This is a genomic window from Adhaeribacter pallidiroseus, assembly GCF_003340495.1.
Classification (GTDB): Bacteria; Bacteroidota; Bacteroidia; order Cytophagales; family Hymenobacteraceae; genus Adhaeribacter; species Adhaeribacter pallidiroseus.
Genome location: NZ_QASA01000001.1, coordinates 653647 through 670396, shown reverse-complemented (window position 1 = coordinate 670396; position 16750 = coordinate 653647). Strand labels below are relative to the sequence as shown.

General features: G+C 42.2%; 14 protein-coding genes and 1 tRNA gene. 2 read left to right on the top strand and 13 right to left on the bottom strand.

Translation table 11 applies throughout. From position 1 onward, the window contains the following. Positions 1–29: 29 nt before the first annotated feature. Positions 30–434, top strand: coding sequence for a hypothetical protein (locus AHMF7616_RS02485; RefSeq protein WP_115371445.1), 405 nt, complete (start codon positions 30–32; stop codon positions 432–434). A 103-nt stretch (positions 435–537) separates the two neighbouring features. Here the strand turns inward: AHMF7616_RS02485 and AHMF7616_RS02480 are convergent, their stop codons facing one another. The 3 genes from AHMF7616_RS02480 to AHMF7616_RS02470 form a co-directional block, all read right to left on the bottom strand. After that, a complete protein-coding gene (locus tag AHMF7616_RS02480; protein WP_115371444.1) occupies positions 538–1317 on the bottom strand; it encodes a metallophosphoesterase in 780 nt (259 codons plus the stop codon). 335 nt (positions 1318–1652) lie between these two features. Next, positions 1653–2798: a site-2 protease family protein gene (locus AHMF7616_RS02475; protein WP_115371443.1), complete on the bottom strand. Its 1146-nt coding sequence runs from the start codon at positions 2796–2798 to the stop codon at positions 1653–1655. Further along, positions 2788–3417 (bottom strand): HAD family hydrolase, encoded by a 630-nt coding sequence (locus AHMF7616_RS02470; protein ID WP_115371442.1) that lies wholly within the window; start codon positions 3415–3417, stop codon positions 2788–2790. Before AHMF7616_RS02470 ends, AHMF7616_RS02475 begins: the two co-directional genes overlap by 11 nt. A gap of 89 nt (positions 3418–3506) precedes the next feature. On the opposite strand from AHMF7616_RS02470, the gene AHMF7616_RS02465 reads away from it, so the two are divergent. Continuing rightward, positions 3507–3580: transfer RNA gene (locus AHMF7616_RS02465), tRNA-Ile, on the top strand. Positions 3581–3806: 226 nt separating this feature from the next. Here the strand turns inward: AHMF7616_RS02465 and AHMF7616_RS02460 are convergent. From AHMF7616_RS02460 to AHMF7616_RS02400, 10 genes are all read right to left on the bottom strand, one after another. Then, complete coding sequence (locus AHMF7616_RS02460) at positions 3807–4283, bottom strand: hypothetical protein (protein WP_115371441.1); 477 nt, start codon at positions 4281–4283, stop codon at positions 3807–3809. A 213-nt stretch (positions 4284–4496) separates the two neighbouring features. Further along, entirely contained in the window at positions 4497–6218 is a 1722-nt protein-coding gene (locus AHMF7616_RS02455; RefSeq protein WP_115375423.1) for a GMC oxidoreductase, read from the bottom strand. Between the two features lie 4 nt (positions 6219–6222). Continuing rightward, positions 6223–7134: a TIM barrel protein gene (locus AHMF7616_RS02450; protein ID WP_115371440.1), complete on the bottom strand. Its 912-nt coding sequence runs from the start codon at positions 7132–7134 to the stop codon at positions 6223–6225. A 3-nt stretch (positions 7135–7137) separates the two neighbouring features. Beyond that, entirely contained in the window at positions 7138–9258 is a 2121-nt protein-coding gene (locus AHMF7616_RS02445; protein WP_115371439.1) for an outer membrane protein assembly factor BamB family protein, read from the bottom strand. Between the two features lie 275 nt (positions 9259–9533). Then, a complete protein-coding gene (locus AHMF7616_RS02440; protein WP_115371438.1) occupies positions 9534–10517 on the bottom strand; it encodes a PDDEXK nuclease domain-containing protein in 984 nt (327 codons plus the stop codon). 904 nt (positions 10518–11421) lie between these two features. Continuing rightward, positions 11422–11766 carry a hypothetical protein gene (locus tag AHMF7616_RS26625; protein ID WP_199474060.1) on the bottom strand — a complete coding sequence of 115 codons (345 nt, stop codon included), beginning with the start codon at positions 11764–11766 and terminating at the stop codon, positions 11422–11424. A gap of 648 nt (positions 11767–12414) precedes the next feature. Continuing rightward, positions 12415–13422, bottom strand: a complete 1008-nt coding sequence (locus AHMF7616_RS02415) for a hypothetical protein (RefSeq protein WP_115371434.1) — start codon at positions 13420–13422, stop codon at positions 12415–12417. A gap of 46 nt (positions 13423–13468) precedes the next feature. Continuing rightward, the gene (locus AHMF7616_RS02410) at positions 13469–13984 is read right to left on the bottom strand and encodes a hypothetical protein (RefSeq protein WP_115371433.1); all 516 of its coding nucleotides are present in this window, start codon (positions 13982–13984) and stop codon (positions 13469–13471) included. Positions 13985–14396: 412 nt separating this feature from the next. Next, positions 14397–15035 (bottom strand): hypothetical protein, encoded by a 639-nt coding sequence (locus AHMF7616_RS02405; RefSeq protein ID WP_147275593.1) that lies wholly within the window; start codon positions 15033–15035, stop codon positions 14397–14399. A gap of 156 nt (positions 15036–15191) precedes the next feature. Beyond that, positions 15192–16742 carry a RagB/SusD family nutrient uptake outer membrane protein gene (locus AHMF7616_RS02400; RefSeq protein ID WP_115371431.1) on the bottom strand — a complete coding sequence of 517 codons (1551 nt, stop codon included), beginning with the start codon at positions 16740–16742 and terminating at the stop codon, positions 15192–15194. Positions 16743–16750: the final 8 nt, after the last annotated feature.

Here is a 16750-nt window from a genome sequence, read left to right as displayed (position 1 = left end):
CATCTACCCAGCGCCTATTTTAAATAATAATGCATAAAAAGGAGTTAAAAAAAGCCAACGGCGATCTGTTTTTTGAAGCAGACCGGAAGGGTGCCAATTCCTTTATTTACGTGAATTGGATTGGCATTCAGTCCATCGAAACGATTATGATGGGGGCTAATCAGATACTCAGTATATTAAAACAAGATCCTTGTTCGGCTATCCTCAACAGCAACAAAGAACTTATTGGCCCCTGGGACGATGGCGCTTTATTTTTGGGCGGAAAATGGGTGCTGGAAGCTAATATGTTAGGGGTGGTTCATTTTGCTCATGTTTTATCGCCGGGCATTTACGGCCAACGGTCCTTTCAAAAATTTTATCAACTGGCCCATAATTACCTGCAAATCGAAACTTTTGATACTGAAACAGAAGCAGAATCTTGGTTGCTGAGTTAATAAATTAAATTACTACTCCAAGGCTTCTACAATTTTTTAAATTTCGGAGATACGCCCCCTGCTTCCTGCCGTTTTTTTTAAATTAGGAAGCAGGTACTTCGTTTCAGGCGCTGCGTAATTCACGCCAACTTATACCATTCCGGCCAGGTTCATCCGGGTACAAATGTATTAATTGATCTGATTGCCAAACTTCTTTCGTATCCATATCCATCACCGAAAGCCTTCCGGTAAAAGCAGCGCCGGTATCCATTAAAATTACATTGCCCATGGTTAAGGGTAAGGTCTGCTTTTTCTCGAAACTAATAGTGGGCGTATGGCCCAGGTATATTTCTTTGTAAGGAGCAACCCGAAGTTCTTCCTTCGAGAAAGGATTACGTTTTAGTTTGTGGTAAGCCTGATAATGTTGTTTTATAAAATTTCGGCTCCAAATCAAATATTCGGAGTTAGTTTTAGCAAGGTCCATTTCCGGATCAAATCCGGCATGAACCAGTAAAATATTATCCGGGGTTACGTGATACGATTTGGCATTTAGTAAGAATTGCAGGTGCTCTGCTGGTATTCCTTCTTTTAAACCGTATGATTTTAGAGTAGCCGCGCCGCCTTGCACCAGCCACATATCCAGCTCCGCATCATTTTCGTCTGCCACACTAAAAAAGTTGCCCGTGTAATACTGCAATGCCCACTGGTCGTGATTGCCCAGTAAGTAAATTAGATTGGGGATAGTAAGTAAAAGCGCAATACTTTCTTTGGTTTCGGACCAGCCATCTACCACATCGCCTATAAAAAACAGCTGATCCTGCTCCTGGTTAAACCCGCACCGTTCTAAGCACTGCCTTATGGCTCTATACCCCCCATGACTATCCGACAGTACAAATCTTTTCATGATTACTTACCTGCTTTATAAGCAATAAAATCGAATCCGGCAATTATAATACCCCAAGCTTAACCTGAAAGTTGTCGTGCAAACAACCTAAATATTTTATAGAATTACGGCTTGTTTGAATCTAAACGCTGGCGCACCTAAAGCCATTTCAAAAACCGAAGGCTTGTGGTTGTGATACTATTCGAAAGTGTTACTCCCCAGGATTTCTATTAAATCCTTCTCTCCTGCTGCTATTTTCTAGCTATAATCAAAGCGTGGCTAAGTATTACATTGTAATAAAAGCAGCTGATTGGCAGGAAGACTGCTAAAAATTAAAAAAGAGGGCTGCCTGTAATTTATTCATACAAAAAAGGAGCAGGACTAAAGCTAAGTATAAAAATAAGCACCGTTAACCAGCCTAGTACTTTCCGGCCGGTACTTAGCGGAGCTTCGTCGGGGGCTGGCGGATGGAATATTCCTAATAACCGGGATAATAGTAAGCCAAATACCAACCAACCGGGGTAGCCTTTTATACCTGGTATCAGAAATGCCAAGCCCACATGCACGCAGAACACGATGGCCGCTAAAGCCAGCGCCATGCGGGGAGTAGGCATTACTCGTTCGAATACGATATACAAATAACCGGCGTACAGCAAAAATTGCCAGTATCTTTCGTCGGGTGGGGTATGTGGTCCCACTATTCCTAAACCCGCGTAAAAAATAAAAGCCACAAAAAACACCGGAGAGAGCCGGTTAAAATTCCGAAATCCAATTAATCCGTACAGAATATGCCCCCCATCTAACTGGCCGATGGGCAGCAAGTTCATGGCGGTAAAAAACAAAGACAAAAACCCGGCGAAAATAAAGGGATAATGCATGAGTTCGTACTGGTTAGGTACCAGAGCCGGGTCTGTGGCAACAAATTTTTCAAAAAACACAAACAACAAATTTTTTCCTAAGGCCATAGAGCCGCCCGTATTCTGATAAACTTGGTTTGCGTAATCGAGTCCGTATTTTTTATATTCCGGGTGGATGGTAAAAATATATTCGGGCGCGGGTAAATGCGTAAAGCCGTACCACAGCAAAGGAATAGCCACTACAAACCCCGCCAACGGCCCGGCAATACCCACATCAAAATATTCTTTTTTGGAAAAAATACGGTCTCGTATTTTAATAACGGCGCCCATGGTGCCAATAGTAGGCAGCAAAGGAAGCCAAAACGGAATGTAATACGGCAACGTTACCCGGATCTGGTAATAGCGGGCCGTAAAATAATGGCCGAATTCGTGAGCGGTTAAAACCCCTAAAAACGGCAGTGAATAATACAAACCGTTTAAAACTTGTGCTTGCGTCAGTAAACTAACAAACCGCCAATCGGTAGTAATTACCAGCAAAAACTTCGCCGACATCCACTCGGCTCCCGCAATGGTAGTAGTAACTAAAGCCAGGCAAAATAAAAAAAAATGAAAAAGGTATTCTCGGGCAGTATGACTAGCGCGCATTCTGGAAAAATTCGTTGATCGTAAGCGGTGGCTGCAAATGCAGCGTTTGCAAGCCCACCTGCCGGGCCCCTTCGATGTGCTGCATACTATCGTCGATGAATAAAGTTTCGGCGGCTACCAGGTTATTTTGTTTTAAAATATGCTCGAACACGGGGGCATGCGGTTTGCGCAAACCTACCAGGTGCGAATAATACGTTTTTTCAAATAAGCTATCCAGGCTCGGTAAACCCGATACTTCCTGTACGGTTTTGTTAAAACGCTCAGCATGGATGGCATTGGTGTTACTGAGTAGGAACAAACGGTACTGCGTGCCTAACTCTTGTAACAGCTTTATTCTTTCAGCGGGTATGTCGAGCAGCATGGCGCTCCAGGCTTCATCCAGAGCGTTATCGTCGCCCATAATACCATATTGGTCCCGCAAACCTTGCCGGAAAGCTTCCGAGGAAATCTGGCCAGTTTCGTATAAGTCAAAAAACTCGGATTGCACCTTGGGCGTAAAGTCAATGGCGCGTTGTTCTTTACTGAGCAAACGCAGTGCCTCTACCGAATTTTGAAAAGCCAGGTTAATGATTACGCCACCCAGGTCGAAGATAATGTTTTTGATACGCGCTAAATCCACGGGATTTTTTTAAATACAATTTGGAAAATGCGCTGCAAATATGTAAAATTGCACTCCCAAAATCAAAAAGAAGCCAAACTCTTTTTGACGGGCCTATAGCTCATTCGGTTAGAGCAACTGACTCATAATCAGTAGGTGCCTGGTTCGATTCCAGGTGGGCCCACCTCAATATCAAGCACTTACTCGGAGAAATCTGGTAAGTGCTTTTTTATTTGCATACATTTTACTTAAATACCAGTTTATATAATTGCCCGGGAGTACTCGGATTGATAATCCGAATTATTTTAAAATTAAATCAGAGAAGCATTAGTTTAAGCGTAACATTTAATAAGTAAAGCGCGCAACACGAAGCCGAGACTTGGCTTAACATCGTGTGGGGAGAGCTTTTCTTATTTTAACTTGTTCACGTGAATTTCTAAAAATCCAATTCCGGTATTTTCTATCTGCTCCAAGTATCCATCTTTTATGATGAAAGATATTTGGGTAATATAATTATTTTGCTTTGGATGATCAGTAGCGGTAATAAAGAGAGTATCCGATTTCAGTACAAACGTACCAGCCGATCTCACTTCTCTTAAAACACCTATCTCATAGGTGCTATCTTCATAAAGCTTTAGTAGTATACCCCCAATTGGTGCTTCTCTGGAAGCAACTAAAACTTCTTTCTTGTTTTTAGAATTGTAAGAGAAGAACAGCTCTTCGGCAACTATAAGTAAAAACAATGCGAAAGCCCCAGTGCTAAAAGATAGTGCCGCATTTTTTAACCTTGCTTTTCTCCTTTTTATTAAATAGCCTAATAAGAATACTACAGTTAACATGAGACTAACTGCCATTATAACTATCACTATTATTGAAGCTATTTCCATATTCTAAGTTTACTCCAACGGGTCAACACCTAATAAAAGGATTTGTGCTATTCTGTAAAATTTTCAGTAAGCATTTACGGAGCACAACAAATATCCGGGAAATTATATTGCGGCGGCTGTTCTTGTTTTAGCTATAGATTTAGCATACAGCCAACAAGTCGATACTCCCCAATTCAAAAAATTTAAAAAAGTGATTTTTCATAAACTGATTTTTTAAATATTCCGGCGCTTAAGCTCCTTTACGGCAAAATCAACGGCCCGGGCGGTTAGCGCCATATAGGTTAAGGAAGGATTTTGGCAAGCGGATGACACCATACACGCGCCATCGGTAACAAACACATTTTTAACTCCCCAAACCTGGTTATTGCCGTTTAATACAGATGTTTTAGGGTCGCGGCCCATGCGCGCGGTTCCCATTTCGTGAATGCCCTGGCCGGGTGCCTGTTCCGAATCGTACGCTTCGATGTTGACAAAACCAGCTTTTTCCAACATTTCGGCCCCGCTAACTAAAATATCCTTAAGCATGGTAAGTTCGTTGTTTTTGTACTCGCAATCAATCTCCAGTTCGGGCATGCCCCACTGGTCTTTTTTGGTTTTACTTAAGGTTACCTGGTTTTCGTGGTAAGGCAAACATTCGCCCATGCCGGTCATCCAGATATCCCAAACCCCCGGTTTAGTCAGTGCCTCCTTAAAGGCCGCGCCAATGGTTTCGTTACCCGGGTTACCCGTACGCCGGGAACCACCGGCCGCGAAAGCATAGCCCCGTAAAAAATCTTTCTGCACATTAGCTCCTACATTCCGGAAGCGCGGAATATATACCCCGGTGGGCCGCCGGCCATAATAATACGTATCCTGCAGACCAGGGAATTCGGCGTTCACGTGGCCGCGGTAATTGTGGTCCATCAGGTTGTGCCCCAGTTCGCCGCTATCATTACCGAAGCCATTGGGAAAGCGCGAGGAGGTTGAATTTAAAAATAACAAGGTGGTGTTTAACGTACCGGCATTTACAAAAATCACTTTGGCAAAATATTCGGTGGCCTCCTGGGTGTTGGTGTCTATTACCCGTACTCCTTTGGCCTTTTGGGTAAGCTCGTCATAAATAAGAGAATGCACTACCGAGAACGGCCGGAGCAGCATGTTCCCGGTGGCGGCGGCAGCAGGTAAAGTAGCCGAATTGCTGCTAAAGTAACCCGCGTAAGGGCACCCCCGGGCGCACATGTTCCGGTACTGGCAGGGTCCGCGGTTGGTTAAGCCTTTCGACAAGTTAGCCGTACGGGATATGATCAGTTGCCGGTCGGTGTAATTTGTAGCAATGCTTTCTTTCAGATGCTCCTCAACTGCATTCATATCCATGGGTGGCAGAAACTCCCCGTCGGGCAGATGGGGAATGCCATCACGGTTGCCGCTGATGCCCACGAATTTTTCGACGTACGCGTACCAGGGCGCGATGTCTTTATAACGGATCGGCCAGTCGACCGCAATGCCTTGTTTGGCGTTCGCTTCAAAATCCAGGTCGCTCCAGCGCTGGGTCCAGCGGGCCCACATCAGCGATTTGCCGCCTACCTGGTAACCGCGTATCCAATCGAACGGTTTTACTTGTTGGTAAGGATGTTCCTGGTCCTTTACAAAGAAATGCTGGGTGTATTCGTCGTAAGCATAACAGCGGCTGGCTATGGGATTTTCTTCGGTTTGTTTTAGCGGCAAAGTACCCCGGTGCGGCATTTCCCAGGGCGCTTTGGTGGCAGTGGGATAATCTTTGATGTGTTCCACGTTCCGGCCCCGTTCCAGCACCAGCGTTTTCAAACCTTTTTCGCAAAGTTCTTTCGCCGCCCAGCCTCCCGACATACCCGAGCCAATCACAATGGCATCATAAGTATTCGCAGCAATCCCTTTGCTGTTAATGTTTACCGTATCGTTTAATTTTTCCCTTGTCATAAAATTACCATCCAAAAACCTGGTGCACGTACGCGCGGCTTATTTTTAAATTTTCTTTAATCGGCCTTACCGGTGGTTTATCAAAAGCTAGCTCAATGGCCGCCGTTCCAGTATAATTTACCTCTTGTAACGCTTTCGCAATACCCGGAAAATTAATTACGCCCTCGCCTACTGCTTCCGTCCAGACCCCAGCCGCCGTTTGGTCGCGCAGGTGCAGGTAAACCATTTGCCGGCCGTATTCGTGGATAAACGCCACCGGGTCTAACCCGGCCCGCACTACCCAGTTCAGATCAGGTCCTAGTTTTATTTCCGGTATCCGTTTAATCAAGCCTTTCCACTCAAACTGCTCATTCTGCAACTCATTACTATGGCTGTGAATATTGGCTACTACCTGATGATTTTCACAAATTTTGATGATTTCCTTGATCAATAATGCTTCGTTATCCAGGTGTTCTTCCGTTTTTTTGCCTTTAAAAAAACCGGTGGTGATCCCAAATTCGGTGGCTCCCAGCTGTTGCATGTGGCCGCTAACTAGTTCCACGTCTTCCAATATTTCAGTGTGCTGGTTTTTATCGAACATTTCGGCGTAATAAGAAATGCCGGTTACGGCTACCCCGTGCTTTTGGCTGATGGCCCCAATATTTTCGACCGCATCTTTCTGCTGCAGGTGTATTTCCATCATTTCCATGCCTTTTAATCCGGCGTATTTAAAATCGGCAAATATGGAATCCAGGATGGGGGTACAATCCCAATCAGGCGGAAACTGGCGGGCGTACTCCCATAAATGCGCGCTTAGCTTTACCTCGTTACCAGACGCCCCGGAACCAGCACAACCCGGCAATACCTGATTTAGAACCGCAGCTCCCGCCAGGCTGCCGGCAATTTTTAAAAAATCCCGCCGTGATTGATTTTTCATGCTTTATTTCTTATCGGGTAGCGCAAATGCCACGTAACTATCGCCCGAAGGCGAATCCAGTTTGGTACCGCCGCAGGCGATTACCACGTACTGCTTGCCGTTAACCTCATAGGTACTGGGCGTAGCAAAACCAGCCGCTGGCAGTTTGGTTTCCCAGAGCAGCTTCCCGGTTATTTTATCGTAGGCCCGAAACTTACCATCTTTGGTACCGGCAATAAAGATTAATCCGCTGGCGGTTACTACCGGACCACCGTAACTTTCGGCACCGGTTTGCGGAATCCCTTTTGCGATTAATTCCGGATGCTCGCCGTAAGTTACTTTCCAGACATATTCGCCGGTATTCAGGTTAATGGCGTTTAGCGTACCCCAGGGCGGCCGGACGGCCGGATACCCATTTTTATCGATAAACTTACTGTAGCCCGATATGGAGTAGGTATTTTTTACTTTTCCCGGCTCTTTGGCTAAACCCGACTCTTTCTCCTCAATTTTTTCATCGTCGAATAAGAAACCGACTAAGGCTTCTTTCTGTTTCTCCGTCAGTTTCGGAAAAGCCGGCATCATGCCTTTACCATGCGAAACAATATTTTTAACGTAGTTTTTATCGCGCCGATCTTTAATATCCACCAAAGACGGGAAACCACTTTGGGGATTTCCTTTACGCTCCGCACCATGACAAGACGTACAGGTCATCCGGTAAAGGCTTTCGCCGGGCGTCATGCTTACCAGTTGCTCTTCGGTGGCAGATGGACCTATGGAGATACGCCAGGGCATTTCGCTGCTGTTCACGTACATAATACCCTCCGGGTCCACCCCGGCCCCGCCCCATTCGGCACCACCGTCTAATCCGGGATAAATAATGGTTCCGTTTTCACTCAACGGGGTAAATATTCCTTCGGAGCGGCTTTTCCGGAACAGGTCCAGTAGTTCCTGGCGGTTTTCGGCCAACGGGTTAATATCGGCCTCGGTGAAGGTTTGTCGGGCATACGGGGCTGGATTAACCGGGAACGGCTGCGTAGGCCAGCTGGCTTCCCCTGGAATATCGGATGGCGGTACTTTTCTTTCTTCTATCGGGAACAAGGGCTGGCCGGTTTCCCGGTCAAATAAAAAAACAAGTCCTTGCTTGGTTACCTGCGCTACCGCGTCGATTTTTTTACCGTCGCGGGTAATTGTAATCAGGTTCGGGGGCGCGGGCGGGTCGCGGTCCAGGATATCGTGGTGCACCAATTGAAAATGCCATTTGCGCTTGCCCGTTTTAGCATCCAGGGCTAGCAAACAATTGGCAAACAGGTTGGTGCCCTTACGACTGGCCCCGTAAAAATCATACGCCGCCGAGCCGGTTGGCACATACAGTATGCCGCGCTCCCGGTCCACGGACATACCCGACCAGTTGTTGCCCCCACCTACTTCCGTATTTTTATACGTATCCGGCGGCCAGGTATCGTAACCGTATTCGCCGGGCAAAGGAATGGTATGAAAAACCCAAGCTATTTTACCCGTAACAATATTGAAAGCATGGATAAACCCTAAGGCAGCATCGGTACCTTCGGATACCCGCAATGGCATCACAATCAGGTCTTCGTAAACGGTGCCCGGGGTGTTGGAAATTACCATTTTATCGACGGCCGTTTTACCCAGACCAGCTTTTAAACTTACCCGCCCTTTTTCGCCAAAGGAAGTTATAGGTTTACCATCCAGGGCATTTACGGCGTACAACCAGGGCCCGTTGGTATATAAAATCCGCTGATCGTCGCCTTTTTTCCAGTAACTGAGTCCGCGACTGGTGCTAAACTGGTCGGTGCCTTCGCTTTGCACGCGCCAAATTTCTTTACCGGTGGCGGCATTCAAGGCAAAAGGTTCGGTGGTAGCGGTCATGCCATACAAGATGCTATCCACTATAATCGGGTTACACTGGATTTGGCCCGAATCCAGCGTGCGATACTGCCACGCCACCTGCAACTGTTTGATGTTGGCCGGGGTAATCTGCTCCAGCGTGGAATAATGGTTACGCTCGGGGCCTCCCAGGTACTCGGCCCATTGCTTGGAACCAAAGGCAGGTTTATCGTTATTACAAGCAACAGCCAGCAGGCTTAATGCCGTAATCCCGATGATGTATAGTTTTCTCATTTATAAGCGGGTATATTGAAATAGATTTTAGGTGAAAATTTAAAAAAATTGTCCCAGCCAGTATTAGCTAGGTTTACTAAATCTCTTAGGCAATGATATACAACTTGACATGAAATAAATCTGCAAGGCATTGCTACCAACGGTTTAGGATTTGGTGAAGTAGCAGCATTTCAGCATAAAAGCTCATTAAATTCACTATCGTCTCTTCAACTAGAAATGTGTCATAAAAACACGTTACTCACCCTTTTGCCAAACCCTTGTTGGCAGCAGTGGTTCTATTTTCCGCCGCTATCATTGGCAAATAGTTCGTGTATCTTCTGTTGCAATAGCTTCTTGTCAGGAAGTTGGGTCTTGTATTCTGAAATCATTGTCGGAGAAAGACTTCTACTCAAAGCATATTCAACTACTTCGTTGTCCTTGTCTTTGCACAACAAAACTCCAATACTTGGATTTTCATTTGATTTTTTCACATCACGGTCTAAGGCTTCCAAGTAAAAGTTCAACTGTCCTAAATGATCAGGCTTAAACTTGTCTGCCTTTAGTTCAAAAGCAACTAAACATTGCAAGCCACGGTGGTAAAACAGAAGGTCAATATAAAAGTCGCTGTTGCCAACTTGTAATTTGTATTCTTCCCCAATGAACAAGAAATCTTTGCCAAGTTCGAGTATGAAGTTCTTCATTTGTCTGACAAGTCCATATTGTAGCTCACTTTCGCGGTGTTGTTCGGGTAAACTCAAGAATTCAAAAATATAACTGTCTTTGAAGGTATTGGTTAAGTCGTTATTAGTTTCTCTCAACGCTGTTGAGATTTTTAAATTTCCTATCATAGCTCGCTCGAAAAGACTGGCGGAAATTTGTCGGTCAAGTTCTCTGAAACTATACTTTTCTTTTTTCGATAACTTAATGTAAAATTCTCTTTCTTCTGCTGTTTTACATCTTGAAAAAATAGCTAAATTATGAGACCAACTAATTTCTCTCAACAGTGTTGAGAGTATTGGAAAGTCCTTGTAAGTCTCATAGAATTGCTTCATTCTCCAAAGATTTTTATCGGAGAATCCCTTTGCTTCCGGTTCGTTTCGTTGAATGTATTTTGCTAATTCAGCTACAACCGATTCGCCCCATTCAGATCGTTCAATTTTCTTAGTAATATATTCTCCTATATTCCAATAAAGATTAATCAATTCAGCATTAACGGCTTTTATGGCATTAGTCCGCGATTGTTTTATAAGTTGAATAATGTCCGTGAACCGACTGTCCATATTTTATTGCTATAAGTTGCAAACTTAAAAGTTATTTACCCTGTTTTTTCTTAGTGTATATCATTGGTTATTAGCCTACTCGGTACCGCAATGCCATTGCTGCTAATCGTTTTGCGGCTGAACTTTCTATCCTTTTTTAAATCTTCCACAAATTCATCTGCCGATTGGTCAAGCACCAACGCTCCGAATAAAGACTTCCAAGAGTTATCTTTTGTTTTTTTGTCGTTTTCATTGACTTAGAAAGTCGTGCAATCAGCTCCAACTTATTGTCGGGGCCAAGGTTTTTTAGCATTAAAAAGTAGCTATCAATCAGATTTGCATTCATGTCGGTGGTCTTTATTTTTAAACTATTCTTAATTACTTTAAAATTATGAAAATCTTATTGTTCGTTTTAGAGTTGTCGTGTTGTCAATCAGACAAGTCTGTCGAAATAAAAATTATATCCTTGCAAATTTGATATTTAGCTTCTCTAACTTGTTCTAATGTAATTGGGAGACTTTACTAAGTTTTGAGAAATGCTTGTAAATTTCTGTTCGTAAAATTCTGGGGCGATAAAGTGAAGATGTTTTTTTGAATTTATCAGAAGATCTCCAATTTTTCCATTAGAGTTGAGTATGCCGCTAAAAATAATGTTTGCGTCAACAATTACTTTCACTTAATAAAGCGTTTACGATTTTCGGTCCACCAAGAAGCGTTTACTTCGTCAGCCAGCTTATCAATGTCCGATTGCTTTGCCTTGCTCTTAGCAGTTGCCTCCAAATATTTAACATAGTCGATAAGGCGTTGCAAGCCGAAACTGTCAACTGACGATGAAACCGTAATAGTTATTTGGTTTTTGTTTGTTCGTTCGATTAGCATTGTACTGTTAGTTTTTATATTTTAAAGTTAGTGAAAAATAGCTACTTCATGCTATCCGTTTAGCGTTTACACTTTGCACGCGCCAAATTTCTTTACCGGTGGCGGCGTTCAAGGCGAAAGGTTCGGTGGTAGCGGTCATACCGTACAAGATGCTATCCACCACAATCGGGTTACACTGGATTTGGCCCGAATCCAGCGTGCGGTACTGCCACGCCACCTGCAACTGTTTTACGTTGGCCGGGTTGATCTGCTCCAGCGTGGAGTAATGGTTACGTTCGGGCCCTCCCAGATACTCCGCCCATTGCTTGGAACCAAAGGCAGGTTTATCGTTATTACAGCCAACAGCCAATAGGCTTAACGCTATCATCCCAAGGATGTGTATTTTTTTCATTTGTAAGCGGCTATCTTGGATTAGATTTTAGGTGAAAATTTTAAAATTAACCAGGGTAGGTACCTGCTCTGGTTGTTAAATCTTTTAGGCAATGACATCAAATTAACACTAAATAAATTGCAAGGCATTGCCACCACCGAACAAGTATTGCCGATGATGGGAGAATTGAAAACTCCGCCTGAAGACCGATGTTCTTTACTTGTTCATAGATTAAAAATTTATTCTGATGTTCAAGAGAGTTCCTTCCGCTCGAACCAAAGCCAATAGCGATATGCTGCCGATTGCTCCAATGTCCAGCCCACTATTGGCAATAGTCTTGTTATGTGCCGTGCAATCTGTCACACTCATGTTATGTCCACTAGTAACGTAAACGATCTCCCACAACAAGCCTACAAAATGTACGATAACTTCGTTGTCTGTTTGCAAAACGGGCTGAACAAAGTACTTATCAACTTTCCGCCGCAACAACTAACAAAATAAAAGTAAAATTTAAATTTGTCTGTCTGAAATGCTGTAACTGTCCATCTTTAAACGTCTACAAACCATGCAGTAAAGTGTGGTCGGAATACTGGTAATGTTATTTTGTTAATAAGATAAGTTCATTATTAGATTCTTGAATTTAAGTCCAAAATAAGAATCAAAATTTAACTAAATTCTACAGAATGAACTGTCTAATTTTATTGTTGCATTTTCATCATAACTAACATTTTTTTGCCCATTTATCTTGAAAATCATACAAAAGTTTTTCTCGTTTATTATTGGCCTTAATTCGTAAAATTTATTTCGCCCAATACCTTTGCATAAGATTTTATCCCATTGATTATATATATATTCGCCTAATAACTTTGTTCCAGTAGCATTTAACCCTCCTAAAATTAAAATATTTAATTTCTGTTTTGCATTCACCTCATAGTTAATTTTTGAAATAAGAGACAAGTCAGAACAGTCTTGATTATTAGGAGTTAATGTTAACCAGTTTTCTTTCTCAACTCCAACAGGTTCTAAGTACTCTATCTTCCTATCTCCATAATTTTGAACGTTTTTTGCTTCAAAATTAAAATAACGATTCTGGATTTTTTCAGAATTAAGTTGATTAGAGAATTTATTCGAGTACAAGCCCAAACTAAGAAAAGTATTATACTTTTTTAATTTTTCTTCATTCGATAGAATTTCTAATGCTTCATCATCTGTCATAATTTCCGGCAATCCTAAATTGTGTTCTTGAAATAACGCAATTAAATACTTAACAGTCGTAAAATCAGCATAAGATACGAAAGTGATTTCATTAAGAGTATCAGTTTTCAATCCATAATTTCCACGTTCTTTCTCTTGTAAAAGTTGGTTATAAAAATGAGGTAAAACAATAACTGTCTTTTTGGTTACGTCTATAGAAAAAAATTTTATTAAATTAATTACCCTATTTACATTTATAAGTTCAAAAGTTGATATAAGAGCAGCAGCCAATATGGAAGTTCCAATACCGAGTAAAATGTTGGAAATTACATTCCAAAATGCCTTATTTATTTCTGAAGAAACTAAACAAACAGTTATTAAGGCAACAATTAAAGAGGATATAAAAAAAACAATAGAAATATATGTAATGTATTTAATCCTTCCGCCAAATAAAGTTTTGAAAGTTAGTCTTAATAGCTGCATAATTAATTCAAGTATAAATTATTTCTTAGAAGAATTACCAACAACTCTACTCACTAGCATGATTTCTTTTTATCTCTAATGGAAAACTATAATTTGCAGCAATAACATTTTTAAGATGAACTCTCTTTCTATTTAAATCTCTTATAAGCAAAGTTCTGTCTGCTATTTCATCTTTAGTCAATATTCCTTCTTTTCCCCTTCTTAAATCGCTTTCTAAATCCCAAATTCTTGAATGAATATCCTTTAATTCTTTGTATTTTTCTTCAGTTACAACGAATCCTAACTCCTTATAAAATTCATAAATATAAGTGTAACTATTGTACTCTTGAAAACATTCATTGTCACTAATCCTTTCTATTTTTAGTTCAGAAATAGCCATCCTATCAATAAGTTCAGGCAAGGGCATTACCAACTTTTCTATATTAAAAATTGAAATTCTTAAGGTGTTTGCACCACTTTTGGATATAAATGTGTTTAAATAAGAAAACAAATCGTAGAGTGCATCTTCAGAAAAGAAATTTAGTGTCTGGATTATCTGGTGTTTAATTTCTTCTTTTGACATGAAATAAGTTCTACTTGGTTTAACAACATCATTTACTAAAATTACTCTACAATTTAAAAAACATGCAACCACTCACTACATAAATCTACATTTCGATTTAAAGTTAAGATAAATTGCATTTTTTTAAACTTTCTTTTTAATATAATTCAAAGGTCTACCTGCTGATAAAAGGTGTTGGTTATGTCAACTATCTATCTGCGCAAGTGTCGGTCTGTATAGCACCTAAAGGCTAATTGCTTTGCGTTCGGTGGGGTATTTTATATTCGTCAACCTGGAATTGAAGCTGCTTGAAAAACTAATCTTTAGAACTTTTTCAAAAGCCCATGTGTGTTCGGTCATGCTGGAACTACTGCTGAACAAAGAACAAAAAGCCGATTGTTCATTCGGCGCCCCCGCTGACGCAAAACCGCTGTTAGCAGTCGTTCTTGGTCGCTGCTTGTGCTTTCATTGCAATATCAATCAGCTTTAATTCAAAAGTTGAGTAATGACTTACATACCACTGTGTGAAGTCAATGTACGCCTTTATACCCCAGTTGAAATCTATATTGTTTATCAGATAATATTGCCATAGTGCGTCAATGTCTTTATGGTGCGAAACGTTATGCCTTATTATTTTCAAGAAGTCAACATGCCTTAATTTAGCAAGATTAAACTCCTTGGTAACGTTGCCATTCAAATCTTTTATCAAGTCTCCAGAATTTGGAAAATTACTTAACAATTCACGATACTTTTTCCCAAAAAGAGTGGGAACATCTTCTGTAAATTCATAGAGCTGTCCACAAATTAACCGTATCAACATATTCTGTTCTGTATCAGAATTGCTTTCTAAATACAACTTAAATAAAATACATAGGTCAAGTAGTGAAAGGCGCAACAGCAAGGGAACACTTGCAAAGTGATATGAAACTTCATTAGCAAGATGCACATTGGGCACTTCTGTAATTGACTTTTTCAACATTGGAATTTCTCTATTTATTTTGTCAATTAAAGCTTCAGTGGTTTTAATGAGACTTTCTTTTTGCTCTCCTTGAATTGAAATGGTTGGCTTCATCGAATAGCTGTTAACTCTTAAATATACAAAAGTTTGCGTACTCTTTGTATTTAGTTGTACTTTCTTATAAATCGGTTGCATTTTAGCCTACAAATATGCACTTTTCAAAAAGTAATGCTATACCAAATTTAATTGGTATAGCATCGCCCTTTTTTATTAGTAGCCGGGGTTTTGTGTTAACGCCGGATTAGCAGTTAAAGCGTTAAACGGAATCGGGAAAAACTTGCGAAAAGGCTCTGAAACTGGCTTTTCCCACCACTCGTCGTTAAAATGACCAAAACGGATCAGGTCTTCCCGGCGGAGCATCTCGTAAGCAAACTCCCGGCCGCGCTCGTTCAGCAGTTCGTCGAAGGTTAATTGACTGGTGGTATACCGGGCAGCCCGGTCGTTCTTCTTAAAGCTGCGCGCTCTTACCTGGTTCACCAGGTTAACCGCTTCGGAAGTGGCGGCTCCACCGTTTAAGCGCATCAGGCATTCGGCTTTCATAAATAGGATGTCGGATAAGCGGAATACTACCAAATCATTATTCATATTAGCCAGGGAGCTATTCTCCACTTCGTATTTTACGTTTACCACCCCGTCGGTCCAGCCGCCTTCAAAGTTTTCCAACGCTTCAATCGCTGGGTTTAACACGAGTTGTTCTTCGCCATCCATTACCGGTTGTTCCTCTCCCTCCTCATCTATATACGTTTGCGGACCGTAAAGCCATTGTTGCTTCCGGAGATCGTTATCGGCAAATAATTCAAAAAACGATTCCTGGGTAACGGTTTTGTACCAGGCATCTTCCAGACCGTATTTTACCGGGGCCAGGCTCCAGTGCAACTGCTGTTGGGCGGCATTAAATTGCGGGGCGCGGTTCGCATCAAACGGAATAACAAAAATGTTTTCCTGGCTGCCTTCGTTATGGGCTAAGAAGGGGGTGTTCCAGGCCGCATCCAGCGTATATTCACCGGAATTGATGATCGCGTTACATTGGTCCAGGGCATCTTGCCAGCGCACGGTACCCGTTATGGCTTCGGCATTGAGGTATAATTTGGCCAGCAAAGCCCGAGCGGCGTTTTTGGTAAAGTGGCCATACCAGCCGGTTTCGCCTTTATCGCTTAATAACGGCATATTGTCTTTTATTTCTTTTTCCAGCCAGGTAAAAACTTCGGCTGCTGGCCGAGTAGGTGGGTTGGGCTCCCCCACATGCTCCACAATCGGAATATTGCCGAAATTACTGAAGGCCCAATAATAGTGTAAGGCCCGCACCAGCTTCACTTCGGCAATCATTTTTTCTTTGCTGATCGGGAGATCCATCTTACTTAGGTCTTTGTCCTGAACTGCGTCAATAAAATAATTGCTGTAGCCGATCGCCTGCCACATGTTGTTCCATTCCAGCTCAATCCAGGGTTCGGCGGCAGTCCAGGTATGGCGGTGAAAGCGGTTCCAGGCCCCGTTCTGATCAACGTAGCCCCCCCGGACCGGCGCCACGGCCTCATCGGTAACAAACTCCTGCAAGGCAAAATGCACCTGGTAAATATGCGTTTGCATAAAAGCGTAGGGCATTACAAAACCAGCCATTACCTGGTCTTTGGTTTGAAAAAAATTCTCGGGGATGGCCGCACTATAAACTTCTTCGTCGAGGTCTTTACAAGCCCCAAAACTTAATAAAGTGGCCAACACCACGATCAGCTCAACTTTTTTATTTTTAAAATTTTTCATCATCTTCTCTA